This window comes from Mesorhizobium sangaii (assembly GCF_014207355.1).
GTDB classification, from domain to species: domain Bacteria; phylum Pseudomonadota; class Alphaproteobacteria; order Rhizobiales; family Rhizobiaceae; genus Mesorhizobium; species Mesorhizobium sangaii.
Genome location: NZ_JACHEF010000001.1, coordinates 328913 through 352116 on the forward strand (window position 1 = coordinate 328913; position 23204 = coordinate 352116).

Annotated in this window: 19 protein-coding genes; 12 read left to right on the forward strand and 7 right to left on the reverse strand. The window is 62.9% G+C overall.

The window, feature by feature from the left end; translation table 11 throughout:
* Nucleotides 1-137 precede the first annotated feature (137 nt).
* Complete coding sequence (locus HNQ71_RS01775; RefSeq protein WP_184870899.1) at nucleotides 138-1217, forward strand: LacI family DNA-binding transcriptional regulator; 1080 nt, start codon at nucleotides 138-140, stop codon at nucleotides 1215-1217.
* A 4-nt stretch (nucleotides 1218-1221) separates the two neighbouring features.
* Here the strand turns inward: HNQ71_RS01775 and HNQ71_RS01780 are convergent, their stop codons facing one another.
* The gene (locus HNQ71_RS01780) at nucleotides 1222-2445 is read right to left on the reverse strand and encodes an OpgC family protein (RefSeq protein ID WP_184870900.1); all 1224 of its coding nucleotides are present in this window, start codon (nucleotides 2443-2445) and stop codon (nucleotides 1222-1224) included.
* A 201-nt stretch (nucleotides 2446-2646) separates the two neighbouring features.
* On the opposite strand from HNQ71_RS01780, the gene HNQ71_RS01785 reads away from it, so the two are divergent.
* The 5 genes from HNQ71_RS01785 to HNQ71_RS01805 all read left to right on the forward strand — a co-directional run bounded on the left by HNQ71_RS01785 (nucleotide 2647) and on the right by HNQ71_RS01805 (nucleotide 7874).
* The gene (locus HNQ71_RS01785) at nucleotides 2647-3312 is read left to right on the forward strand and encodes an alpha/beta hydrolase (RefSeq protein ID WP_184870901.1); all 666 of its coding nucleotides are present in this window, start codon (nucleotides 2647-2649) and stop codon (nucleotides 3310-3312) included.
* A gap of 161 nt (nucleotides 3313-3473) precedes the next feature.
* Nucleotides 3474-4553: a toxic anion resistance protein gene (locus HNQ71_RS01790; protein WP_184870902.1), complete on the forward strand. Its 1080-nt coding sequence runs from the start codon at nucleotides 3474-3476 to the stop codon at nucleotides 4551-4553.
* Nucleotides 4554-4564: 11 nt separating this feature from the next.
* Nucleotides 4565-6136 carry a VWA domain-containing protein gene (locus tag HNQ71_RS01795; RefSeq protein ID WP_184870903.1) on the forward strand — a complete coding sequence of 524 codons (1572 nt, stop codon included), beginning with the start codon at nucleotides 4565-4567 and terminating at the stop codon, nucleotides 6134-6136.
* A gap of 14 nt (nucleotides 6137-6150) precedes the next feature.
* Nucleotides 6151-6765, forward strand: a complete 615-nt coding sequence (locus tag HNQ71_RS01800; RefSeq protein WP_184872197.1) for a 5-bromo-4-chloroindolyl phosphate hydrolysis family protein — start codon at nucleotides 6151-6153, stop codon at nucleotides 6763-6765.
* Nucleotides 6765-7874 carry a type 2 periplasmic-binding domain-containing protein gene (locus tag HNQ71_RS01805; protein ID WP_184870904.1) on the forward strand — a complete coding sequence of 370 codons (1110 nt, stop codon included), beginning with the start codon at nucleotides 6765-6767 and terminating at the stop codon, nucleotides 7872-7874. The genes HNQ71_RS01800 and HNQ71_RS01805 overlap by 1 nt, the downstream gene beginning before the upstream one ends.
* A 3-nt stretch (nucleotides 7875-7877) precedes the next feature.
* On the opposite strand, the gene sthA is transcribed toward HNQ71_RS01805, so the two are convergent.
* Complete coding sequence (sthA, locus tag HNQ71_RS01810; RefSeq protein WP_184870905.1) at nucleotides 7878-9266, reverse strand: Si-specific NAD(P)(+) transhydrogenase; 1389 nt, start codon at nucleotides 9264-9266, stop codon at nucleotides 7878-7880.
* A gap of 210 nt (nucleotides 9267-9476) precedes the next feature.
* On the opposite strand from sthA, the gene HNQ71_RS01815 reads away from it, so the two are divergent.
* The 3 genes from HNQ71_RS01815 to HNQ71_RS01825 all read left to right on the forward strand — a co-directional run bounded on the left by HNQ71_RS01815 (nucleotide 9477) and on the right by HNQ71_RS01825 (nucleotide 11867).
* Nucleotides 9477-9947 carry an RDD family protein gene (locus HNQ71_RS01815; protein WP_184870906.1) on the forward strand — a complete coding sequence of 157 codons (471 nt, stop codon included), beginning with the start codon at nucleotides 9477-9479 and terminating at the stop codon, nucleotides 9945-9947.
* Between the two features lie 140 nt (nucleotides 9948-10087).
* On the forward strand, nucleotides 10088-10852 hold the full coding sequence (locus HNQ71_RS01820) for an arginyltransferase (protein WP_184870907.1): 765 nt from the start codon (nucleotides 10088-10090) through the stop codon (nucleotides 10850-10852).
* Between the two features lie 118 nt (nucleotides 10853-10970).
* Nucleotides 10971-11867 carry a DMT family transporter gene (locus HNQ71_RS01825; protein WP_184870908.1) on the forward strand — a complete coding sequence of 299 codons (897 nt, stop codon included), beginning with the start codon at nucleotides 10971-10973 and terminating at the stop codon, nucleotides 11865-11867.
* Between the two features lie 18 nt (nucleotides 11868-11885).
* Here HNQ71_RS01825 and HNQ71_RS01830 read toward each other — a convergent pair whose 3' ends face one another.
* Nucleotides 11886-13100, reverse strand: a complete 1215-nt coding sequence (locus HNQ71_RS01830; protein WP_184870909.1) for an AI-2E family transporter — start codon at nucleotides 13098-13100, stop codon at nucleotides 11886-11888.
* Between the two features lie 197 nt (nucleotides 13101-13297).
* Nucleotides 13298-15550, reverse strand: coding sequence for a DNA topoisomerase IV subunit A (parC, locus tag HNQ71_RS01835; RefSeq protein WP_184870910.1), 2253 nt, complete (start codon nucleotides 15548-15550; stop codon nucleotides 13298-13300).
* On the opposite strand from parC, the gene HNQ71_RS01840 reads away from it, so the two are divergent.
* Both HNQ71_RS01840 and HNQ71_RS01845 read left to right on the forward strand, forming a co-directional pair.
* Nucleotides 15506-15850: a hypothetical protein gene (locus HNQ71_RS01840; protein ID WP_184870911.1), complete on the forward strand. Its 345-nt coding sequence runs from the start codon at nucleotides 15506-15508 to the stop codon at nucleotides 15848-15850. The genes parC and HNQ71_RS01840 overlap by 45 nt on opposite strands.
* A 27-nt stretch (nucleotides 15851-15877) precedes the next feature.
* Nucleotides 15878-17068, forward strand: a complete 1191-nt coding sequence (locus HNQ71_RS01845; protein ID WP_184870912.1) for a hypothetical protein — start codon at nucleotides 15878-15880, stop codon at nucleotides 17066-17068.
* A gap of 117 nt (nucleotides 17069-17185) precedes the next feature.
* Here the strand turns inward: HNQ71_RS01845 and aspS are convergent, their stop codons facing one another.
* From aspS to HNQ71_RS01860, 3 genes are all read right to left on the reverse strand, one after another.
* Nucleotides 17186-18976 carry an aspartate--tRNA ligase gene (gene aspS, locus HNQ71_RS01850; protein ID WP_184872198.1) on the reverse strand — a complete coding sequence of 597 codons (1791 nt, stop codon included), beginning with the start codon at nucleotides 18974-18976 and terminating at the stop codon, nucleotides 17186-17188.
* A gap of 166 nt (nucleotides 18977-19142) precedes the next feature.
* Nucleotides 19143-20423: a D-tagatose-bisphosphate aldolase, class II, non-catalytic subunit gene (locus HNQ71_RS01855; RefSeq protein ID WP_184872199.1), complete on the reverse strand. Its 1281-nt coding sequence runs from the start codon at nucleotides 20421-20423 to the stop codon at nucleotides 19143-19145.
* Nucleotides 20423-21409 (reverse strand): tagatose kinase, encoded by a 987-nt coding sequence (locus tag HNQ71_RS01860; protein WP_184870913.1) that lies wholly within the window; start codon nucleotides 21407-21409, stop codon nucleotides 20423-20425. The genes HNQ71_RS01855 and HNQ71_RS01860 overlap by 1 nt, the downstream gene beginning before the upstream one ends.
* Before the next feature lie 310 nt (nucleotides 21410-21719).
* Here HNQ71_RS01860 and HNQ71_RS01865 point away from each other — a divergent pair, with 310 nt between their 5' ends.
* Nucleotides 21720-23039 carry an ABC transporter substrate-binding protein gene (locus tag HNQ71_RS01865; RefSeq protein ID WP_425492157.1) on the forward strand — a complete coding sequence of 440 codons (1320 nt, stop codon included), beginning with the start codon at nucleotides 21720-21722 and terminating at the stop codon, nucleotides 23037-23039.
* Nucleotides 23040-23204: the final 165 nt, after the last annotated feature.

Genomic DNA, 23204 nt, shown 5'->3' on the forward strand with positions numbered 1-23204 from the left:
GATATTGAATCGATCCAATCATATGAGCAAACGCCCTCTTGGATCGATTCAAAGATACACCTCGTCAGCTCACGGTTCAAGCAAAATTTGAACCGATCCAACGAAAGTGTTAGATAGGATGAATTCAGGAGACGAAGATGGCCCCATTGAACTCTGGAAAGACAAGACCGATCCGGCTGGCAGACATTGCCAAAGCGGCCGGCGTGTCGCACGGCACCGCGTCCAACGTGTTCGCCCGCCCGGAGATCGTGCGCGAGGAGGTCCGCGAACGGGTCAAGGCGGCAGCCGAGGCGATGGGATATGGCGGCCCCGATCCCAAAGGTCGGCTGCTGCGCGCCGGCAAGGTCAATGCCATCGGTGTCGCGACCGCGGAACCGTTGTCCTATTTCTTCAACGACCCTTTCGCCCGAGTAATGATGGCCAGTATCTCGCAGGCTTGCGACGCGACTGGTGCGGGGATATCGCTGGTCTCCGCCGCCAACAACGAACAGCTCGCATGGAACATCCAGAGCGCGCTGGTCGACGGCTTCATCGTCTTCTGCATTGAGGGCGGCTCAAGGCTGGTCGAACTGGCGCGCGAACGCAAACTCCCCTTTGTCGCGCTCGATCTCGATTCGGACGACGAAGAGGCGGTGGCGGCGATCGGTGTCGACAACGTCGCCGGCGCCAATCTCGCGGCGCGCCATCTGACCGAGCTCGGGCATCGTCGCTTTGCCGTGCTTGCCCTGCCCTGTGCCGACGCCGGATTCGGCCCGACCACGCAGGTGCAGGTGGAGAAGGCCCTGTATTCCGGGACGCGTGACCGCCTGCGCGGCTACTTCGCCGAACTCTCCCGCTTCGACATCGACGTCTCGAAGGTGCTTATCTACGAAACCGTCAATGACGAGGAGAGCGTCTGGGCCGGCCTCGATCATATTTTCGCCGGCGCCGAGACACCGACCGCCATCCTGGCCATGTCGGACAGGATCGCTTTGCATGCGCTGGACTGGCTGCGCCAGCACGACATCGCCGTTCCGGGCGACGTTTCGATCGTCGGCTTCGATGGTGTCCCGGAAGCAGCGGCTTCCAAGCCGCCGCTGACCACAATCGTCCAGCCGATTGCCGAGATGGGCCGCCTTGCCGTCAAGGCAATCCTCGAAAACGACGGCACATTCAGTCGGCAATCACTGCCGGTCGAGCTCGTGGTGCGGGCCTCATCCGGCCCCTCGCCCGCCTGACCACTCAACGCCCCATTCTTGTTGCCATCGACGACATGCCGAAGGACGCCTGGACCGGCAGTGCGGCATCGCGGACCGGTCTACTTTTGCCGGACCAGCCAAGGCTCGCAAGCCATTCGAGATAGTAGGCAACCGCAAACTGCATCGCGATGCCGGCGGCAATCAACAGGCTGTCATAGGCCAGCCCGCCCGGGTTGATCAGCTTCAGCACCTGCGCCGTCAAGGCGAGCACCGTACCGACAATGAAAACCGGCAGCGATCGTTTGCCCAATATGGCAAGCGGATGATCGCGCCCGGTGCGGAACAGGTTCGAGACGGCGGGGAATGCCACAATCAGGTAGCTGACCGCCAGGATATGCAGCAGCCTCGGCAGTGCCAGGAAGGTCTTGTCGAAGCCGGTCAGCACCGGAGGCAGGCCCAACCAGGAGATCTGCCCCCAGAGCGGACTATGCACCCACACCAGCGCCGTGGCGGTGTAGGTCAATGCCGCGCCAACCAGCCAGCGATTGACCGGGACGGTGCCACCGCGACGCACATGCAGCGTGCCCGCCAGGCCGATGTTGAACAGGAACTGCCACGACAGCGGGTTGAGAAACCAGAAGCCGGGTTCGGGATAGTTCGGCGGCGCGATCTGGTAGATCCCTGCGACCAGCCACAGTGCGCCGGATGCGATCAGCGCCGGCAATGGCCGGTAGCTGACGAAGAGCAGGAAGACCGGCGCCAGCAAGAGCAGCACTGCGTAGACCGGCAGGATGTTGTTGTAGCCGAGCTGGTGGCCGAGGGTCACGATGCCGACCAGCACTTGCGGCGTATTCTTGATCAACGGCTCGATGTTGATCATCGTCAGCAGCTCCGGTCGCCGGGCGAACACCGCCGCCGCGCAGAAGATCGCCATCACCACCATGGTGGTGACGATGTGGGCGGCATAGAGCACGCCAGCGCGGCGCCACATCTTCAACGTTACCAGCAGCCGGTTTCCAGGCTGGAATTTCTTGCCATAGGCAAGCGCGACCGAGATTCCGGAGATCAGGACGAAGACCTCAGCCGCGTCTGAAAAGCCGAAATTCTTGTAGGTCAGATACTCGAAGGCGGTACCCGGCACGTGGTCGACAAAAATGGTCAGCAAGGCGAGAGCGCGGAGCACATCGATGCGCGTGTCACGGTCCGGGACACGCGCATCGCGGTCCGCGATACGCGTGCCGCGATCGGGGGAAAGTTGGGTGGTCATCGACAAAAGGCCTCAAAGCTGGTTGTTCATGCCGGCAATGCGACCCCCGGCGCACCGCTTCGATTCCTCCCGCAGGAATATATCGGCGAAGAAACGGACAGTAATGCGCCCGGTTCAATCAACTTTCGCGGAGCTTGAAAATATTGCGTTTTGAAGCCGGCAAACTGACCGGAACCGTCATGAAATCAAAAGGATGAGGCCATGACCAATGAGACCTCACAAGATGGTGCGTTACGGCGTGATCTCGCCTTCTGCTACCGCATTTACAGGCCCGCGGATTCAACAGGCGAATGCTTCTTCCTGCTGCATGGGTCGGGCGTCGACGAGACGACATTGGTGCCGCTGGCACGAGAGATCGCGCCGCACGCCACGCTGATCGCAGTGCGCGGCCGCATCGTCCAGGAGGATGGTTTCCGCTGGTTCGCGCGCATCACGCCGACGCAATTCGAACAGCACAGCATCCGCACCGAAACCAACGCTTTTGCAGGCTTCGTCACCGATGTGGCCACACGCCACAATCTCGATCTCTCGCTGGCGATTTTTCTCGGCTATTCGAACGGCGCCAATCTGCTTTCGAGCCTGATGCTGCTGCATCCGGGCCTCGTCGAACGCGCCGCGCTGCTGCGGCCGATGCCGGTGCTCGACGACGTGCCGGCGACGGATCTTTCAAGCGTGCGGGTGCTGATCGTCGCCGGCGCCGCCGACCTTACCTATGCGCCCTTCGCACCGGCTCTGGTGACTTTGCTCAGCCAACATGGCGCCGTCATCGACGCCAGGATCGTTCCATCGGGTCATGAATTCGGCAGCGCCGACGCTGCAATCGCAAGGCAATGGTTGAAGGCGGTGACTGCAACTGCCGGCGAATAACTTGTCCACTGCGTCGATTGCCAACCAATCGTGCTGGTTTCAGTCCGAAACCAGCGGATTTCGCGCCCAACGTCTGACAAGCCTCTTCCCTTGTGCACAACACCGACATATCCCTGTCACATACAACCTATGGAGATACTGTTCACTGAGGGGAGGTCTGCATGGCCGACAAGAACAGCATCACTCTGCTCGACGACACATCAACATTGCCGGCAATCGTTGCCAGCCCGTCCGACATCGCCAGGATCGAAAGCACGATCGACGTCCGGGATCGCGCCGGCATTTCGGTCTATGGCGACCGCGCCCAGCAGGCCGTCAGCGACTATGCCGACAAGATCCTGGGCCAGTTGCGCAATCGCGATCTCGGCGACACCGGCAATCTCCTGACCGACATCATCATGAAGGCCAAGAACCTCGATCCCGCTTCGCTGAAGGACGAAGGGTTTCTCGGCAACCTGTTCTCCTCGTTCAAGGCGCGGCTCGAGCGCTTCAAGGAAAAGTATGAGGACGTCGCCGGCCAGATCGACCGCATCGGCCTCGAACTCGACCGCCACAAGGACACGCTGCGGCGCGACATCGCCGTACTCGACGACCTGCATGAGCAGACCAAGGATTCCATCCTCAAGCTCGACGCCTATGTGCAGGCGGGCAAGAAATTCGTCGAGGACTACCGTACGAATGAATTGCCCAAGCTGAAAGCCGCGGCGGATGCGGCCGGTGGCGATGTCGGCGGCACGCTGGAGGCACAGACCTACCAGGATGCGGTGCAGGCACTGGATCGACTGGAAAAGCGCGTCTTCTACTTGGTGCAGGCGCGCCAGCTCGGCATCCAGCAATTGCCGCAAATCCGGATCGTCCAGTCCGGCGACGAGACGCTGATCGAGAACCTGCAGGCGACCTCGGCGCTGACCGTGCCGGCCTGGAAGCAGAAAATGGTCATCCTGCTTGGGCTGACCAATCAGAAGTCGGCGCTGGAACTGCAAAAGACGGTGACCGATGCCACCAACGAAATGATCCGCCAAACCTCCAAGATGATGAAGGAGCAGGCGATCTCGATCGAGGAGCAGGCACAGCGCGGTATCGTCGACGTAGAAACGCTGGCGCAGGCCAACCGCGACCTCATCGACACGGTGCAAGGCGTGCTGAAGGTCCAGCAGGAGGGCCGCCAGAAACGGGCCGACGCCGAAAAGCAGATGGACCAGATGACGATCGATCTTAAGAAAGCGCTGACCCAGGCCTGATCGGAACCGCCATGCCGAAGACGCTGACGTCCGTTCTGCTGCTGGCCTTGGCGGTGCTGCTGGCGGCCTGCAACGCCAGCAACGTCAAGTTCTCGATCGTGTCGGGTTCGGAAAACACCGTGCTGCAGCCGATCGTCCAGGAGTTCTGCGACAAGCAGGGCGCCACCTGCACCTTCGCCTATGAGGGCTCGCTCGACATCGGCCTTGGCCTGCAGCGGACTGGCGGGCTCGACCAGGACGCGGTCTGGCCGGCCTCGAGCGTGTGGGTCGATCTGTTCGATTCCGGCCGCAAGGTGCGCAACCTGACTTCGATCGCGCAGATGCCGGTCATTCTGGGGGTGCGCAAATCCAAGGCCGCCGAACTCGGTTGGGTCGGCAGGGATGTGTTCATGAAGGACATCCTGGCCGCGGTGAAGGACGGCAAGCTGAAATTCCTGATGACCTCGGCGACGCAGTCCAATTCAGGCGCCAGCGCTTATCTGGCGATGCTGTCCAGCGCGCTCGGCGGCAAGGAAGTCATCGAGCCCGGCGATCTCGACAATCCGAACGTCCGCGAAACGGTGAGCGCGCTGCTGCAGGGCGTCGAGCGTTCGTCCGGCTCGTCGGGCTGGCTTGCCGATCTCTATGTCGACAGCGCCAGCAAGGGCACTGTCTACGATGCGATGTGGAACTATGAGGCGACGCTGAAGGAGACCAACGACAAACTGAAGCAGATGGGCAAGGAGCCGCTCTATGCCGTCTATCCGGCCGACGGCGTTGCGGTCGGCGATTCGCCGCTCGGCTTCATCGACCACGGGCGCGGCCCGGAGGTCGAAAAATTCTTCACCGACCTGCTCGCCTATCTGCAGTCCGACGCGGTGCGCAAGCGTATCGCCGACACCGGTCGGCGGCTGCCGCTTGGCGGCTCGGCGATCCAGGCCGCGGCCGAACCCGACTGGAATTTTGATCCGGGCAAACTGGTGACCTCGATCCGCATGCCCGAGCCGGCGGTGATCCGCAAGGCTCTCGATCTCTATCAGGAAGCCCTGCGCAAGCCGTCGCTGACGGCTTTGTGCTTCGACTTCTCCGGCTCGATGGAAGATCAGGGCGAGAAGCAGTTGCAGGCCGCGGCGCAGTTCCTGTTCACGCCGGAAAAGGCCAGTGAGGTGCTGGTGCAATGGACGCCGTCCGACCACATCTTCGTGCTGCCGTTCGACAGCGTCGTGCGCGCCAATTTCGAAGCGACCGGCGATGCGGCCGGGCAGGCCCAGCTGCTGGCTGCCGTTGCTGACCAGCATGCCGGCGGCGGCACCGACATGTATGCCTGTGCCCAACAGGCGCTGCAGCAGATCACGGCGACGGCCGATCTGTCGAAATATCTGCCGGCGATTGTCATCATGACCGATGGCCGCACCGACGGCAGCGCCGACCTGTTTTTGAGCCAATGGCGCAGCGCACCGGTGCGCGTGCCGGTGTTCGGCATCACCTTCGGCGACGCCGACAAGAGCCAGCTCGACAGCCTTGCCAAGGCGACTTCGGCGCGGGTATTCGATGGCAGCGGCGATCTGGCCGGCGCCTTCCGTGCCGCCCGCGGCTACAACTGAGATGCGTGGCTAGGATGCGCGGCTTCGGCAACGACTGGAACTGGATCGTGGCGGGCCTGGTCTCGGCGGCGCTGCTGGTCGGCTTGAGTTTCCTGACGCATTTTCCGTTCCTAGTGTCGGCGGTCATCGCCGCGCTGGTCTTTGCCGGGCTTGTGTTCGTGCTGGCGCCGCGCCAGCTCTTCGAAGGCCTCGACCTCAGCTCGCTCAGCGGCAGCCGGGTCGCGTTTGCGCGCGAGTTGCTCGCGCAAGCCCAGCCGGCGGCGGACCGGCTTGCCGCAGCCGCCCGCACCATTTCCGACAAGGACATGGCTGCCAAGGTGAAGAACCTGTCGGACATCGCCGCCGATGTGATCGCCAGGGTCGAAACCAAGCCTGAAAGCGCGCCCGCCGTGCGGCGGTTCCTCACCTACTATGTGCCGCAGGCGGCCGAAGTGTCGGAGGGCTACGCGGCGTTGGCGAACCGGCGCGTGCCAAGCCAGGCGCGACTGGCCAATGTCGGCGCGGTGATCACCAAGCTTCAGGACGCCTTCGTGCACTATGCCGACAGCCTCGCCGACAGTGAACTCGGCACGCTCGACGTTGATCTGCGACTCATTCAGGAGTCGCTGAAAGAGGATATCGGTCGCTGATGGCCATTTCGCGCCGCGCTTTCGGACTGGGTCTGCTGGGTGCCGCCGCCGCTGGCACCGGCGGCTATCTGACGCTCAAGGATCGCCCCGAATTCCGCGGCTATCTCGGCAACAAGGCGCATCTGTTCGGATTCATCGGAGGCGAGAAACAGGCGTTCCTGGCCGACCCGGATGTCGTCCATGCGCTCGGTGGCTACGGGCTGGAGCTCGACGCACGTGTCGCGGGTTCGGTCGAGATGGTACGCGAATCCGCGCTGTTGTCGCAGAAGCCGCAGTTCCTGTGGCCATCGTCGTCGATCATGGTCGACCTGGCGCGCAAAAGCGGCGTGGCGATCCGCAACGACCAGGTGGTGCTCAACTCGCCGATGGTCGTCTACACCTGGGGGCCGGTGGTCGATGGCCTGAAGAAGAGCGGACTGGTTACGACCGCCGCCAAAGGTGGCTACAACCAGCTCGACCTCAAGGCATTGCTCGATGCCATACTGGCCGGCAAGAACTGGTCGGATCTCGGCATTGACGAACTCTACGGCCGGTCGCGCATCGTCTCGACCGATCCCAACCGGTCAAACTCCGGCTTCATGTTCGCCGGGCTGGTGCTCAGCCTGATGAGCGGCGACGTGGCGACGCAGGAACTGCTGGCGCAGCATGGAGACGAGGCCAAGGCCATCTTCCGCAGCATGGGGCTGAAGTCGTCATCGTCGGGAAAGCTGTTCGACCAATACATCGCCGGTGGCCTCGGCGCCGAACCGATGGTGATTGGTTATGAAAACCAGCTGGTCGAATGGGCGCTCGCCGATCCGGCGCGCTGGCAAAGGGTACAGGCCGGCACGGGCGCCAAGCCTGAGATCCTCTACCCCAGACCGACCGTTTACTCGGCGCATCCGCTGATTGTCATCGATCCGACGGTCGACAGGCTGCTGGAGGCCCTGACCAGCCCGAAGCTGCAGGAGCTGGCCTGGTCGAAGCACGGTTTTCGCGGGCCGCTCGGCACCGTGACCGGCGGCGCCGATGCCGCGATCGCCGGCGTCCGGCCGGCGGAGATCGAGGCCGTGCTGCCGATGCCTTCGGCCGATGTGATGCTGGCGCTGCTTGCCCAGATGGAAGGGTAAAGCCTACCCTCGTCCCATCCGGTTCCAGGCATCCAGCCCGGCGATCTTGTAAGCTTCGGCGAGCGTCGGATAGTTGAAGGTGTTGTTGACGAAGAAGTCGACGGTGCCGCCGAGATTGATCACCGCCTGGCCAATGTGGATAAGCTCCGTGGCGCCCTCGCCGATGATATGCGCGCCGAGCAGCCGGCGCGTCTCGATCGAGAACAACAGCTTCAGGAAGCCGGTGTTGACGCCCATGATGTGGCCGCGCGAGGTTTCGCGGAAACGCGCCACGCCGACCTCATAGGCAGCGCCACTTTCACGCACCTGTTCCTCGGACTGGCCGACCGTCGAGATTTCCGGCACCGCATAGATGCCATAGGGAAAGGTTTCCGGTGGCGGCGGTAAGGGCACGCCGAAAGCATGACAGGCCGCCACCCTGCCCTGCTCCATTGAGGTCGAGGCCAGGCTCGGAAAGCCGATGACGTCGCCAGCGGCGTAGATGTTGGGCACGCTGGTCTGGAACGACTGGGGATCGACCTTGATCCGCCCCCTTGAGTCGGCGTCGATTCCGACGACATCCAACCCCAGGCTGCCGACATTGCCGGTGCGGCCGGCTGCGTAGAGCACCACCTCGGAGCGAATGGTGCGGCCATCGGTCAGTTCGACCTCGGCGGCGTCCGGCTTGGACCGGATCTCCTTCACGGCACTGCCGAGCCGGATCGTCATGCCGCGATCGCGCATCTGATGGATGAAATCGTCAACGATCTCGCGGTCGACGAAATCGAGGATGGAGTTGCGCGGCTCGACCAGCGTCACCGGCACGTCGAGCGCGGAAAAGATGGTCGCATATTCGACCCCGATGACGCCGGCGCCGATCACCGTCAGCGTTCGCGGCAAACGGTCGAGTTCCAGCATCTCGTCGCTGTCGAAGATGCGGGTCCTGTCGAAAGGCACGTCGCGCGGCCGGTGCGGCCTTGTGCCGACCGCGATCAGCGCATTGGCAAAACCAACCTCGCTATAGTCGCCGGTGTCGGTGGTCAGGCTGACCTTGTTGGGGCCAAGAAACTTCACGTCGGCGCGGGCGCTCTTGACAGTGTTGCGCATGAACTGGTGCTGCAGCACCTCGACCTCGTGGTCGAGCGTCTTGTGCAGGCGCTCGACCAGATCGCCGACCGAAATATCCTGCTTGACGCGGTAACCGCGCCCATAGAAGCCGCGCTCGCGCCAACCCGAGAGGTTGAGCACGGTTTCGCGCAGCGTTTTCGATGGAATGGTGCCGGTATGCACCGAGACGCCGCCAAGACGCCGGCCGCGGTCGACCACCAGCGCCGATTTACCGAGCTTGGCCGACTGCACCGCAGCGCGCCGGCCCGAGGGGCCGCTGCCGATGACCAGCATGTCGTAGTCCATATTGCCCCGTCCCTCTGCCCCTGAGCGCTTTGTTGCGCCGCAGCAAGCTAATGCCATCCGCGCCGCAAATTCAACCGATTCGGATTGCGTCTTGTGCCGCTCGCGTCTTGCGTGCCGCAAGAAGCTCGATCTTGATTCCGCTGCGCGCCTTCACCATTTCATTACCGAGCGGCCCGCACCCTATGTCGGGCCTTGTTACGAGGAAATGACATGAACGCGCGCGTTCTTGACGGCGAAATCATCCCCACCAGGCTCGACGATGTCCGGGCCTATGACGGCGTGCGCACGCGGCGCATCCTGGCCTTCGTGATCGACTACATCATCGTCGCGCTGCTCACCATTCCATTCGCCATACTGGTATTCTTCCTCGGCATCTTGACCCTCGGCCTTGGCTGGATGCTGTTTGGCGCCCTGGTGCCGGCCGTGGCCATCCTCTACATCTGGAACACGCTGGGCAGCGCCGCTCAGGCCACCACGGGCATGAAACTGATGGGCATCCGGCTCGACCGGCTCGATGGCAGGCCGATCGACGGTCTCACCGCCGTCGTCCATTCGGTGCTGTTCTGGGCCGGCAACGTCATCCTGTCGCCGCTGGTCCTTCTGGTGACCTTGTTTGCCGATCGCAAGCGCACGCTGCACGACCTTTTGCTCGGCACCGTGGTCAGCCGCACCGACCGCTGAAACGGCCCCCGCAAGACCAGTCACGGCCGATTGAGTGTAAATGTGAAGGCGTCTAGTCAACCACGCCCTCACAATCCTGTTGAATTTTTCGCCATCCGCGCCAAAGGTAGAGCGATTCGAAGGAGTGTTTCCAAGGCTCGATGACGCAGCATCCGACCCAGTCGCCGCAGTTCTTCCTGACCGCGCCGTCGCCGTGCCCGTATCTCGACGGCCAATTCGAGCGCAAGGTGTTTACGCATCTGGTCGGCGACAAGGCGGCGGAGATGAACGACCTGCTCACGCAAGGCGGCTTCCGGCGCTCGCAGAACATCGCCTACAGGCCAGCATGCGAGACCTGCCGCGCCTGTGTTTCGGTACGCATCCTCGCCCAGGAGTTTACCGCCAGCCGCAATATGAAGCGGGTCCTGCAGCACAATGCCGACCTCATCGGCCACATGCACAATGCCGAGCCCTCGACCGAACAATATTCGCTGTTTCGCAGCTACCTCGACGCCCGCCACCGCCGTGGCGGCATGTCCGACATGACGGTGCTCGACTATGCCATGATGGTCGAGGACACCCATGTCGACACCAAGGTGATCGAATACCGGCGGCGCGGGCCTGATACTTTCATCACCGGCAAGGGACAGGGCGAACTGATAGCGGTGGCGCTCACCGACAAGATGGCCGACGGCCTGTCGATGGTCTATTCCTATTTCAATCCCGATTTCGACGAGCGTTCGCTCGGCACGTTCATGATCCTCGATCACATCGCCCGCGCCCGGGCGATGGGCCTGCCCCATGTCTACCTCGGCTACTGGGTCAACGGCTCGCGCAAGATGAATTATAAGATGCGCTTCATGCCGCAGGAGCATCTCGGCCCGAAAGGCTGGGAGCGCTACACCAACGAAGCGGTTTCACGCTGAGTTTTCCCACGATCCACCCATAACTGGTTCAAGGCGGGGGATGCTGGTCTTTCAGCCGTTTGGCTGGAGAGTGCGCCATTGCGCCGGTCTACCTGCATTTCATTGCGAAAGTTGCTGCATGTCCTCCCACGATGACCACCAGAAGGGCCTTCTGATAACCGCCATCGGCGGCTTGGCGCTGACCGTCGACATTCCGCTGATCCGGCTCGCCGACGGCGGCGCCTGGACGATCCTGTTGCTGCGCACCGGCACCACCTTCCTCGCGGCCATGATCATCTGGTCGATCTGGCGCGCGCTCAGCCGGAACGCCCCGCAACTCATCCCCGGCTGGTCCGGCCTTGTCGTGGCGATTTGCTACGGGCTGACCTCGATCACTTTCATCACCGCCGTCTTTCACACCTCGACCGCCAACCTGGTGTTCATCCTGGCCTTCAACACCGTGTTCGCGGCGTTGCTGTCCTGGATATTCCTGAAAGAGAAGCCACGGCTGGTGACGATCGTGGCGATGCTGGTCATGATCCTCGGCGTGCTGGTCATCGTCGGCGGCTCGGTCGGCACCGGGCACTTGTTCGGCGATTTCATGGCGCTGTGCTCGGCTTTCTTCATCGCGGTCGCCATCACCATCTCGCGCGCCAGTGGCAAGGATATGGGATTCACGGCGCTGGTCGGCGTCCTTCTGCCGCTGGCGCTGGCGGCTTTCATGGTCACTGGCGAAGGGTTTCAGGTGAACGCGCCATGGTGGATCATCTTCAACGGCGCCGTCATCATGCCGATCTCGTTCTTCTGCCTAGCCAACGGTCCGAAATACATTTCAGGTCCCGAAGTGGCGATGTTCTACCTGCTCGAAACCGTGCTGGCGCCGGTCTGGGTGTGGATGATCTTTGCCGAGACACCGACCCGCAACAGCCTGATCGGCGGCGCGATCCTGATCGTCACGCTGATCGCGCATTCGCTGTGGCAGTTGCACGACGGACGCAAGCGCCGTGGCGACCTTGCGGTGCATCACCCGGCCTAACCGAGCCGGATCGCAGAATCAGGCGCTGGCTTTCTTCACCACGCTGTGTTCGGGCAGAACCTCGATCTGTGGGCCAGCTTCGATTTCAACCGGCGAACCCGACAGGATTTCGTCGGTCAGTTCCACCTCGCGCAGCCATTCGCGCCAGATCGCGACCAAAAGGGCCATCAGCACCGGGCCGATGAACAGGCCGAGAAATCCCATGGTCTTGACGCCGCCTATCAGGCCGAAAAAAGTCGGCAGGAAGGGTAGCTTTATCGGTCCGCCGACCAGCTTCGGGCGCAGCGTCTTGTCGACGATGAACAGCTCGACCGCACCCCAGATGAACAGGGCCAGCCCGGCCATCGGCGACCCGCTGGCGGCGAGGTAGATCGAGACCAGGGTGAAGGACAGCGGTGCGCCGCCGGGGATGAGCGCCATCACGCCGGTCAGGGCGCCGAGTGTCACCGGAGACGGCACGCCGGCCAGCCAGTAGGCAATGCCCAGCACCAGCCCTTCGCCGATGGCGATGACGGTCATGCCGGTCACGGTCGAAGAGATCGTCGCCGGCACGACGCGCGAGATCCGCTCCCATCGCGCCGGCAGAATGCGTTCGCCGAGGCGGTCGATCTGGCCGGCGAAATGTTCGCCGTCGCGATAGGCGAAGAACAGCGCGATCATCATGAACAGCAGCGTCAGGAGCAGGCCGAAGGCGCTGCCGCCGGCGGCAAGCACGCCGCGATAGATGCTGCCGATGTTGGCGCCGCTGACCAGCTGGATCAGTTCGCCAATGCCGCCAGGATGGCCAAAATTGGTCGTCCATTGTTCGTTCAGCCACTCGCCCACGACAGGCATGGTGGCGATCCACTGCGGCGTGACGGCCCCGTGCCGGTTGGTCTCTATCGCCCAGCCGACCCACTCGCGCACCTCGTTGATGGCGTAGGTACCGGCAAGCGCGATCGGCACCACCAGGAAGGCGAGGATGAACAGGATGGCAAAGGTCGCGGCGATGGTGCGGTTGCCGCCAACCGCGACAAGCAGGCGCCGGTAGAGCGGCCAGCTGGCAAAGGCGATGACCAGCGCCGCCAGCACCGGAAACAGGAAGCCGTGGAAGAAGTAGACACCGGCGGCGACGATCAGCACCAGCAGCCAGCGCGCCGCCGACAGCGGCGGAATGACGGCCGACCGCAGCGGCGTGGACAGGCCAAACAGGCGCTGCTGCCGTTCCGGTTTCTGGATTTTTGCTTCCTTCAAACGCCTGCCTCTCCCGGACACCTTTCCTGCTTATGCACTGATATAGTGCAGCAATCGTGACGATAGTCCAAATGGTGATGGTGAAGTTGTAAGGGTGAGATGCGGCTGCAGCCGGAGTGGGGGCGCCGCGTATGAAACGCCGACCGACCCCTCTGTCGCGTTCGGCGACATCTCCCCCTCGAGGGGGAGATTAGCAGCTATCCAAACTTCCCTGTCCTCGGAAAGCCCTTCGGCACCATGCGGCCGGCCGAGGCACGGGCGCCGATCCATTCGGCCAGCTCCTCGCGCGACCGGATAAAGGTGCGGTCGGCCGAATCCTGCCAGGACAGGCCGCTCTCCAGCGTGAACGGCTTGAGATCGAGAAGGCCGCCGTCCTTGTATTTCTGCAGGCGAACGCCCTTGCCGCGTCCCATCTCCGGGATGTCGGAGAGCGCGAACACCAGCATCTTGCGATTCTCGCCGACGATGGCGAGATGGTCGCCAGTGACCGGGATGCAGCGCTTGGCCTCGTCGGGCGCCTTGACGTTCATCACCTGCTTGCCCTTGCGGGTGTTGGCGACGACTTCCTCCTCCGGCACGATGAAGCCATTGGCGTCATACGAAGCCAGCAGAAGCTTGCGCTTCGGATCGTGGACGAAGGCGGTGACGATGTCCTGGTCATTGTCCATGTCGACGATGATGCGGATCGGCTCGCCATGGCCGCGGCCACCGGGCAGCCGGTCGGCGCCGATGGTGTAGAACTTGCCACCGGTGGTGAAGACCAGCACCTTGTCGGTGGTCTGGGCATGGAAGGCGAGCTTGAGGCTGTCACCCTCCTTGAAGGTCAGCGTGGAAAGATCGGCCAGATGCCCCTTCATCGCCCGCAACCAACCTTTTTCCGAGACGACCAGGGTGACCGGCTCGCGCTCGATCATGGCGTGCGCAATGTCGGTCAGGTCATGCTCGGGCGCATCGGCGAACTGGGTGCGGCGCTTGCCGAGCTCGGTCTCCGGGCCGAACTTGTCGCGGATGTTGGTGACTTCCCACTTGATCGTCGCCCATTGCTTTTCGTTTGAAGCAAGCAACGCCTCGATCTGCTTCTTCTCGGCGCTCAGACCGTCGAATTCCTTGCGGATCTCGAACTCTTCCAGCTTGCGCAGAGCGCGCAGCCGCATGTTGAGGATGGCTTCGGCCTGGGTGTCGGTGAGCGACCAGCGGGCCATCATCACCTGCTTGGGCTCATCCTCCTCGCGAATGATCCTGATCACCTCGTCGATGTTGAGATAGGCGATCAGGTAGCCGGCGAGAATCTCCAGCCGTCTTTCGATCTCGCCGAGGCGATGTTTCGAGCGACGGATCAAAACGTCGCGGCGGTGTTCGAGCCATTCCTGCAGCACGCCCTTCAGCGACAGGACGTTGGGCACCTTGCCGCGCGACAGGACGTTCATGTTGAGCGGGAAGCGGCTTTCGAGCTCGGTGAGCTTGAACAGCGATTCCATCAGGATGCCCGGGTCGACCGAGCGGCTCTTCGGCACCAGGACGACGCGGATGTCTTCCGCACTTTCGTCGCGGATATCCTCGAGCAGCGGCAGCTTGCGCGCCATCAGCAGCTCGGCGATCTTCTCGATCAGCCGCGCCTTCTGCACGCCGTACGGGATTTCGGTGACGACGATACTCCAGGTGCCCCTGCCCTGGTCCTCCTGGATCCATTTCGACCGGACACGGAAGCCGCCGCGCCCGGTTTCATAGGCTTCGAGGATGGAGGCGCGGCTGTCGACGATGATGCCGCCGGTCGGGAAATCCGGGCCCTGGACGAAGTCCATCAGCTTCGCCACCGGCGCATCCCGATGCTCGATCAGGTGGAGTGCCGCATCGCAAAGCTCGGCAGCGTTGTGAGGCGGGATCGATGTCGCCATGCCCACCGCAATGCCGGACGAGCCGTTGGCGAGCAGGTTCGGAAAGGCGCCGGGCAAAACCACCGGCTCCTCGTCCTCTTCATTGTAGGTCGGCCGGTAGTCGACGGCGTCTTCGGTGATGCCGGACAACAGCTCGGTCGCCACATCAGTCATGCGCGCTTCGGTGTAGCGCATGGCAGCGGCGTTATCGCCGTCGATGTTGCCGAAATTGCCCTGCCCGTCGACCAACGGGTAGCGCATCGAAAAATCCTGCGCCAGCCGCACCAGCGCGTCATAGATCGACTGGTCGCCATGCGGGTGGAACTTGCCCATCACCTCGCCGACGATGCGGGCGCATTTGGCAAAGCCCTGGTCGGGGTTCAGCCGCAGCAGACGCATGGCGTGCATGATGCGGCGATGGACCGGTTTCAGTCCGTCGCGCACGTCCGGCAGCGCCCGGTGCATGATGGTCGACAGCGCATAGGCCAGATAGCGCTCTTCCAGCGCCTTCTTCAGATCGACCGGTTCGACATGATCGCCACCGCCATTTTCAGGCGGCAAAAGCCTTTTTCCCATGGGCTGGACCTAGCCGAGCGGGTGATTCGCGGCAAGGGGCCGGCAGATGTACCTGGGCTTCTGCAACATGAAACCGCAGGCCAACGGATGTCGACCAACATCAGCCTGTTACATCAGGCCTCTATGGCCAAGCGTGATGATATCAGGCAACCGGCTCTTCATTACAAATTCACCGGTTTGCGCAAAGACGGTGGGATCGAGTTTGCCTTTCACCGTGATTTTCGACCATTGTGCCGGGACACGCCTTTTTCCCGTCCAGTTCGTCACGGAATGGTGATGGCGCAAAGAATTGAAAAATAATTTCAGGACACTCTCAGGGACCTTGCGATGACAATCAAACGCTCAACTCTCCAGAAGTTCGCCTTTTCGACCTTTTTGCTCACGCTGCCGCTGAACGCGGCCCTCGCCCAGGACGCAGCGGTCGCCGACCGGCTGAAGGCTGCACTTTCCGCCCAGGGCGTCGACATTTCCTGGACCGGCGTGACCGGCGACAACACCAGCATGGTGCTGCAGGGCGTTGCCATCAAGCCGGCGGCGGAAAAGGAAGCGCTTCCCATCGGCGACGTCAAGCTCGAGGGCGTCACCGAGGCAAATGGCGGCTATGATATCGCCACCGTTTCGACGTCGGCATTCGAACACTCGAAGGACGGCGTCACCCTTAACCTCAGCCCCTTCGTCATCCACGACATGTCGGTTCCGGCCGACGGCTCCACCGGTCCGCTGGGCTCGCTGATGATGTACAAGTCGGCCGAACTCTCAAACATGACCGTCAAGGTCGCCGACAAGACCGCGTTCTCGATGGACGGACTTGCCGTCGAGATCACGCCGCCGGCGGACGGCAAGGCGATGGAATTCACCGCCACCACGGAAAAGTTCAATGCCGACCTGACGCTGGTCGACGACCCCAAGTCCAAGGAAGTGATCAACGCGCTCGGCTACCAGAACATCGCGGGCAATCTCGAGATGGCCGGCACCTGGCAGCCCACGGACGGCAAGATGGAACTGTCGAAATACGACATTTCCGTCGAGAACGCCGGCACGCTCGGCATGACCTTCGACCTCGGCGGCTACACGATGGACTTCATCAAGTCGCTGCAGGAAATGCAGAAGAAGATGGCGGCACAGCCCGAAGGCGCCGACAATTCGGCGCAAGGCATGGCCATGCTCGGCCTGTTGCAGCAGCTTTCGTTCAACAGCGCCTCGATCCGTTTCGACGACGATTCGCTGACCAACAAGGTGCTGGAATATGTCGGCAAGCAGCAAGGCATGTCGGCCAAGGACATCGCCAACCAGGCCAAGGCGATCGTGCCATTCGGCATGGCGCAGCTCAACAATCCGGAACTGACGGCGCAGGTGACCGCCGCAGTCGGCAAGTATCTCGACGATCCAAAGAGCCTCGAAATCTCGGCCGAACCGCCGGCATCGGTGCCGTTCGCGCTGATCATGGCGGGCGCCATGTCCAACCCGCTCGAGCTGCCGAAGACGCTCGGCGTCGCCGTCAAGGCCAACGAAGACTGATCGAAGCGACCTCAATACGCGAAAAAGCCCGGCAGCGATGCCGGGCTTTTTTGTGGGATTAGCGAATCGAAAGAATCGCTTCGGGCGGTTCTTTAAAGTATCGCCCGAAGCGCGCGATCAGGCGTCCTTCTTGGGCGCGGCGACGCGCAGCGCCAGTTCGCGAAGCTGCTGCGGGCTTGCTTCCGAAGGCGCGTTCATCAACAAATCGTAGGCCTGCTGGTTCATCGGGAACATGGTGATCTCACGCAGGTTCTTCGCACCGACCAGCAGCATGACGACACGATCGACGCCGGCGGCCATGCCGCCATGCGGCGGCGCGCCGTACTGGAAGGCGCGGTAGAGGCCGCCGAAGCGCTCCTCGACCGTGGCACGATCCAGCCCGACCGTCTCGAACGCCTTGACCATGGTTTCAGGCAAGTGATTACGGATACCGCCAGAGGCGATTTCGAAGCCATTGCAGACCATGTCGTATTGGAACGCCTTGATACCGAGCAGATCCTCGCCATTCAGCGCATCGATGCCGCCCTGCGGCATCGAGAACGGGTTGTGGGCGAAGTCGATCTTCTTCTCTTCCTCGTTCCATTCGAAGAACGGGAAGTCGACGATCCAGCACAGTTCGAAACGATCTTGGTCGACAAGGTTCAGCTCCTCGCCGGCGCGGGTGCGTGCGGCACCTGCAAACGAGACGAACTTCTTCGGGTCGCCGGCGACAAAGAAGGCGGCGTCGCCGTCGGCAAGGCCGAGCTGTTGGCGGATCGCCTCGGTACGCTCCTCGCCGATGTTCTTGGCGAGCGGACCGGCGCCTTCGATCTTGTCGCCTTCCTTGCGCCAGAAGATGTAGCCCAGCCCGGGCTGGCCCTCGCCTTGCGCCCAGGAGTTCATGCGGTCGCAGAAGGCGCGGCTGCCGCCGGTCTTTGCCGGAATGCCCCACACCTCGGCCTTCGGGTCGTTGGCCAGGATGTTGGCGAACACCTTGAAGCCGGAATCGCGGAAGTGATCGGAGACAGCCTGCATCTCGATCGGGTTGCGCAGGTCCGGCTTGTCGGAACCGTATTTGCGCATGGCGACATCATAGGGGATGCGCTGGAATTTCTGCGTCACCGGCTTGCCGTTGGCGAACGTCTCGAAGACGCCGCGCAGAACCGGTTCCATGGTCGACAACACGTCGTCCTGCTCGACGAAGCTCATTTCGAGGTCGAGCTGGTAGAATTCGCCCGGCAGCCGGTCGGCGCGCGGGTCTTCGTCGCGGAAACACGGCGCGATCTGGAAGTAGCGGTCGAAGCCCGAGACCATGATCAGCTGTTTGTACTGCTGCGGCGCCTGCGGCAGTGCGTAGAAGGTGCCGGGATGGATGCGCGACGGCACCAGGAAGTCGCGCGCGCCTTCCGGCGACGAGGCGGTCAGGATCGGCGTCGAGAATTCGGTGAAGCCGACCTCGCCCATGCGCCTGCGCATTTCGGCGATGATTTTTGTCCGCGCGATGATGTTCTTGTGCAGAGTCTCACGGCGCAGGTCGAGGAAACGGTATTTCAGCCTTATATCCTCGGGATAGTCCGGTTCGCCGAACACCGGCAGCGGCAACTCCTTGGCCGCCGACAGCACCTCGATCTCGCGCGCGAAAATCTCGATCTCGCCGGTCGGCAGGTTGGCGTTCGTGGTCTCGGGCAAGCGCGCCTTGACCTCGCCATCGACGCGGATGACCCACTCGCCACGTACGGTCTCGGCAACCTTGAAGGCCGGCGAATCCGGATCGGCGACGATCTGGGTCAGGCCATAATTGTCGCGCAGGTCGATGAACAGCAGGCCGCCATGATCGCGCACGCGATGCACCCAGCCAGACAGGCGAACGGTCGAGCCGACGTCGCTCTTCCTCAACTGGGCACAGGTATGGCTGCGGTAACGGTGCATTGTCATTGGTAAGTCCGGGGTGCTGGGTTGCCGGCCGAAGCATCACAGCCCCGGCCTCAAAATTTGCGCGAAAAGCGCATGGGAGGCCGGATTTGTCAAGGCAAGCGGCGCGGGGCGCCGCCCGACAGGCACAGCGAACCCTTTGGCTATCCACCGCGCGACGGATTCAGGCGGCGTCGCCGCGGCAGGCCGCGTCGTAGTCGGCCAGCACCTGGCCGATCGCGGCGTGAAGGATAGTCTCGGGATCCCCGGCGGGGCCGAGTTCGGCCGGCACCATCGGCAGGAATTGCCGCATCAGCGTTTCGGGAATAGCGACGCCGTTGAGCACCTCGCGCAGGCGGCCGACGGCAACGCCGGCAGTGGGTTTGCTCCAGTAATAGCGGATGCGGTCGCTGTAGCTGTAGTGCCGCTGGAGGTACAGGCTCGCGTCGCTGCCGTGATAGTGACTGTGCCAATGGCCAGGTGACGCCAGCATCACCCGCTCCATCGTGCGGGCCAGCGACCTGTCACCATAGTCCGCGACCATTTCGGACGCGATCAGGTCAAGCCCGTAAAGTGCCTCGCGCAAGGCGAATGTCAGGCCCGGGCCGACCTTGAGGATGGGAAAGCCGTTGCCGACAAGTGCCGTCAGCGCCCCGCGACTCTGATAGTCGGTGGAATGCGCCTCGTAGACGAGCGACAGTTCCTCATCGAGCAGTCCGGTCAGCGCCTTCGACGCCTGTGGCCTGTAGGCGACGACGTTCTGGCTGCCGAATTCGACGCCCGGCTGCACGACCACAGCAATGACTCGGCCAAACGCTTCGGCCAGGCCTTCCCGGGCAAAGATCTCGCGATGCAAGTCGATCGTGCGGCGCGCCGCCGCCGCTTCGGTTGGCTTCAGGTCGCTGATCGTGTGATCGACGCCGCCAGGGGCCGGAACCTCGGTGCCGATGATGTAGACCGGCAATGCACCACCACGCGCGCGCGCCGCCTTTTCGGCCGCCTTGGCCAGCCGCGCCGCCCGAATGGCGATCGTCTCGTCATCCAGGGCAGCCGGCTCGCCGGCGCATCCCATCGACGCGTCGAGATGAATCTTGCTGAAGCCGGCCCAGACATAGGCGGTGACCATGGCCTCGGCCTTGCTCATCGCCTGTGCGGCCGGCTCCGCGCGCCACGGGTTCGGTCCAAGGTGGTCGCCACCGAAGATGATGCGCGAGGCCTCGAGACCTTCCCTGCTGGCGATCTCCTGCACGAAGGCGATGAACAGGTCCGGCGTCATCCCGGTGTAGCCGCCGAACTGGTTGACCTGGTTGCAGGTCGCCTCGATCAGCAATGTGGTTTCCTTGTCCTGTACGGCGCGCCTTATAGCCGTCTGGATCACCAGCGCATGGGCCGAACAGATCGAGGTGATGCCGTAAGGCGATCCGTTTCTGCGGGCGGCGGCGAGGCCTGCAAGGGGGTTGGCCATCATGTCGCCCTCTGTGTCCCGGCGATGAAACCGTCAAGCACATCGAAGCCGGTGACCCCTTCCATGGGTCCGCGCCGCGTGACGTTGCGGGCGCCGGCGGCATTGGCATAGAACAGCGCCTTGCCGGGCTCCATCCCCTGGCGCCGGCAGGTCAGGTAGGTCGCGCCGAAACAGTCGCCGGCTCCGGTCGGGTCCACTTCCTCCACCAGGAAGCCGGCGCAGTCGATCCTGCTGCCATCGGCGGCGAACCGGGACGACCCGGCCGCCCCTCGCTTCAGCACGATCTCGCCGACGCCCCTGGCGATCAACGCCTTCACCGCCTGGCATTCATCGTCGACCCCTGCCGCGGTGAGCAACTCTTCGCCGGAGGGAAGCAGCAGATCGGCATCGTCGACCAGGGCTGAAAATTGCGTGCCGTCGGCGCCGTCGATTAGTTCCTTGCGCACATTCGGATCGAAGGAGGTCGAACCGCCGCGGGCGCGCACCGCCTTCGTGGCATAGGCAACGATGTCCCTCAGCCCGGCTACGGACAAAGTGGATCCCATGACATGCAGGTGGCCGGCCCTGTCCGCCAGTTGGCGCGCCTCATGCGTGAGGCGGATTTGCCCGGCGGCGGATTCGGCGATGTTGTAGACGAAATCGCGACCGCCATCGGGCCTGTAGCGAACGAAGGCGCTTCCCGTCGGGTAGCGGTCGCTGACGGCGACGGCGGACACGTCGACGCCGTCGCGCTGGAGCCGTTCCAGATTGATCGTGCCAAAATCGTCGCGGCCGACGCAGCCGATCAGCCCGGCGCTGCCGCCCAGCCTTGCGACCTGGTCGATGAAGATGGCCGGAGCACCGCTCGGGTAAGGACCGACCAGCGTCAGCGGTTCGAGGAACCCCAGACCCCGGTCCGTCGCCATGATCTCGACCAGGATTTCGCCGGCGGCAATCGTCGGACCAACGGATTCGGACGCGATCTCCCTTCGGCGGGAAAGGCTCATTCCTGTAATTCCTTCTCTCCCCAGCCGGAGCGGACGCGGATCGCGTCGGCGTGCGGGTTGCACGAACGCCCCTGACTGTAGCCGAGGTAATTCGCATCGAGGGCGAAGTCAACACAAACTGCACGTACGTTCACTTTCCTTGCTACGCACGCACCTTTCTTGATGCGCCAAGCGGCAAGATGCGATGCGTCGGGCTCGGCCCATCCGCCAAATATCAAGTTCCATGCAGCTTGACTTGGGTGTTCTCAAGCGCAATAAAATATACACGCATGTTCACTTACACATGCGCATTCGTAAAGGAGGAGACGAAATGCCAATTGGTAAGCGTATTGGAATTCTCGCCGCGTCGGTCACCGCTTCCGCACTGACGGCGACTGCCGCGCTGTCCGCGGAGATCACGGTCGCGACGGTCAACAATGGCGACATGATCATCATGCAGAAGCTGTCGCCGGAATGGGAGAAGGCGACGGGAAACAAGGTCAACTGGGTGGTGCTCGAGGAGAACGTCCTGCGCGAGCGGGTCACCACCGATATCGCCACCAAGGGCGGCCAGTTCGACGTGCTGACCATCGGCGGCTATGAAACGCCGATCTGGGGCAAGAGCGGCTGGCTGACATCGCTCAACGATCTTGGCGACGATTATGACTATGACGATCTCATCGCGCCGGTGCGCAGCGGCCTGACGGTCGATGGCAAGCTCTATGCCGTGCCCTTCTACGCCGAAAGCTCGTTCACGCTCTACCGCAAGGATCTGTTCGACGCTGCCGGCCTGAAGATGCCGGAGCAGCCCACCTATGACCAGATCACCGAATTCGCCGACAAACTCACCGACAAGTCAAAGGAGCAATACGGCCTGTGCCTGCGCGGCAAGCCGGGCTGGGGCGAAAACATGGCGTTTGTCGGCACGCTGGTGAACACGTTCGGCGGCCGCTGGTTCGACATGGACTGGAAGCCGCAGATCAATTCGGATGCGTGGAAGAAGGCGATCGGCTGGTACGTCGACACGATGAAGAAGGATGGACCTCCGGGAATAAGCTCCAACGGCTTCAACGAGAACCAGACCTTGTTCGCCTCGGGCCATTGCGCCATGTGGATCGACGCCACGTCGGCGGCGGGTCGTGTTTATGATCCGAAGCAGAGCAAGGTTGCCGACAAGGTCGCCTTCGCCAAGGCGCCGGTGGCGGTCACGCCCAACGGTTCGGCCTGGGGTTGGGCTTGGAGCCTGGCCATCCCGGCGAGTTCCACCAAGGCGGATGCCGCCAAGTCGTTCGTGAAGTGGGCGACGTCGAAAGCCTATGTCCAGCGCGTCGGCGAGACCGAAGGCTGGGTCGCGGCACCTCCGGGAACGCGCAAATCCACCTATGCCAGCCCGGACTACCAGAAGGCGGCGCCTTTCGCCGCGACGGTGCTTTCGGCGATCGAATCCGCCGATCCGACCAAGCAGACCAAGGATCCGGTTCCCTATACCGGCATCCAATTCGTCGCCATCCCCGAATTCCAGGGCATCGGCACCGAGGTCGGCCAGGCGATAGCCGCTGCTGTCACCGGCCAGCAGTCGGTCGACGATGTGCTCAACGGCGCCCAGACCGCCGTGGAAAAGACGATGACGGAGGCGGGTTACATCAAATAGGCGGGTTCAAGCCCAAACAGGTGAGCTAGGAGGTTGAATGAGCACGGCCTCCTGGCGATCCGGGCCTGACAAGCCTCCCGTTGCAGAAGGCCTGGAGGATGCACGGATCCGCCACAGCGGGTCCGTGCGTTTCTCGGGAGGGGAAATCCGATGAGCCAGGTCTCC

What these genes read in the sequence shown, in the direction of transcription:
- HNQ71_RS01775 (WP_184870899.1), top strand. Translation starts at nt 138, where the DNA reads ATGGCCCCATTGAACTCTGGAAAGACAAGACCGATCCGGCTGGCAGAC.
- HNQ71_RS01780 (WP_184870900.1), bottom strand. Translation starts at nt 2,445, where the DNA reads ATGACCACCCAACTTTCCCCCGATCGCGGCACGCGTATCGCGGACCGC.
- HNQ71_RS01785 (WP_184870901.1), top strand. Translation starts at nt 2,647, where the DNA reads ATGACCAATGAGACCTCACAAGATGGTGCGTTACGGCGTGATCTCGCC.
- HNQ71_RS01790 (WP_184870902.1), top strand. Translation starts at nt 3,474, where the DNA reads ATGGCCGACAAGAACAGCATCACTCTGCTCGACGACACATCAACATTG.
- HNQ71_RS01795 (WP_184870903.1), top strand. Translation starts at nt 4,565, where the DNA reads ATGCCGAAGACGCTGACGTCCGTTCTGCTGCTGGCCTTGGCGGTGCTG.
- HNQ71_RS01800 (WP_184872197.1), top strand. Translation starts at nt 6,151, where the DNA reads ATGCGCGGCTTCGGCAACGACTGGAACTGGATCGTGGCGGGCCTGGTC.
- HNQ71_RS01805 (WP_184870904.1), top strand. Translation starts at nt 6,765, where the DNA reads ATGGCCATTTCGCGCCGCGCTTTCGGACTGGGTCTGCTGGGTGCCGCC.
- sthA (WP_184870905.1), bottom strand. Translation starts at nt 9,266, where the DNA reads ATGGACTACGACATGCTGGTCATCGGCAGCGGCCCCTCGGGCCGGCGC.
- HNQ71_RS01815 (WP_184870906.1), top strand. Translation starts at nt 9,477, where the DNA reads ATGAACGCGCGCGTTCTTGACGGCGAAATCATCCCCACCAGGCTCGAC.
- HNQ71_RS01820 (WP_184870907.1), top strand. Translation starts at nt 10,088, where the DNA reads ATGACGCAGCATCCGACCCAGTCGCCGCAGTTCTTCCTGACCGCGCCG.
- HNQ71_RS01825 (WP_184870908.1), top strand. Translation starts at nt 10,971, where the DNA reads ATGTCCTCCCACGATGACCACCAGAAGGGCCTTCTGATAACCGCCATC.
- HNQ71_RS01840 (WP_184870911.1), top strand. Translation starts at nt 15,506, where the DNA reads ATGATCGCCACCGCCATTTTCAGGCGGCAAAAGCCTTTTTCCCATGGG.
- parC (WP_184870910.1), bottom strand. Translation starts at nt 15,550, where the DNA reads ATGGGAAAAAGGCTTTTGCCGCCTGAAAATGGCGGTGGCGATCATGTC.
- HNQ71_RS01845 (WP_184870912.1), top strand. Translation starts at nt 15,878, where the DNA reads ATGACAATCAAACGCTCAACTCTCCAGAAGTTCGCCTTTTCGACCTTT.
- aspS (WP_184872198.1), bottom strand. Translation starts at nt 18,976, where the DNA reads ATGCACCGTTACCGCAGCCATACCTGTGCCCAGTTGAGGAAGAGCGAC.
- HNQ71_RS01855 (WP_184872199.1), bottom strand. Translation starts at nt 20,423, where the DNA reads ATGGCCAACCCCCTTGCAGGCCTCGCCGCCGCCCGCAGAAACGGATCG.
- HNQ71_RS01860 (WP_184870913.1), bottom strand. Translation starts at nt 21,409, where the DNA reads ATGAGCCTTTCCCGCCGAAGGGAGATCGCGTCCGAATCCGTTGGTCCG.
- HNQ71_RS01865 (WP_425492157.1), top strand. Translation starts at nt 21,720, where the DNA reads ATGCCAATTGGTAAGCGTATTGGAATTCTCGCCGCGTCGGTCACCGCT.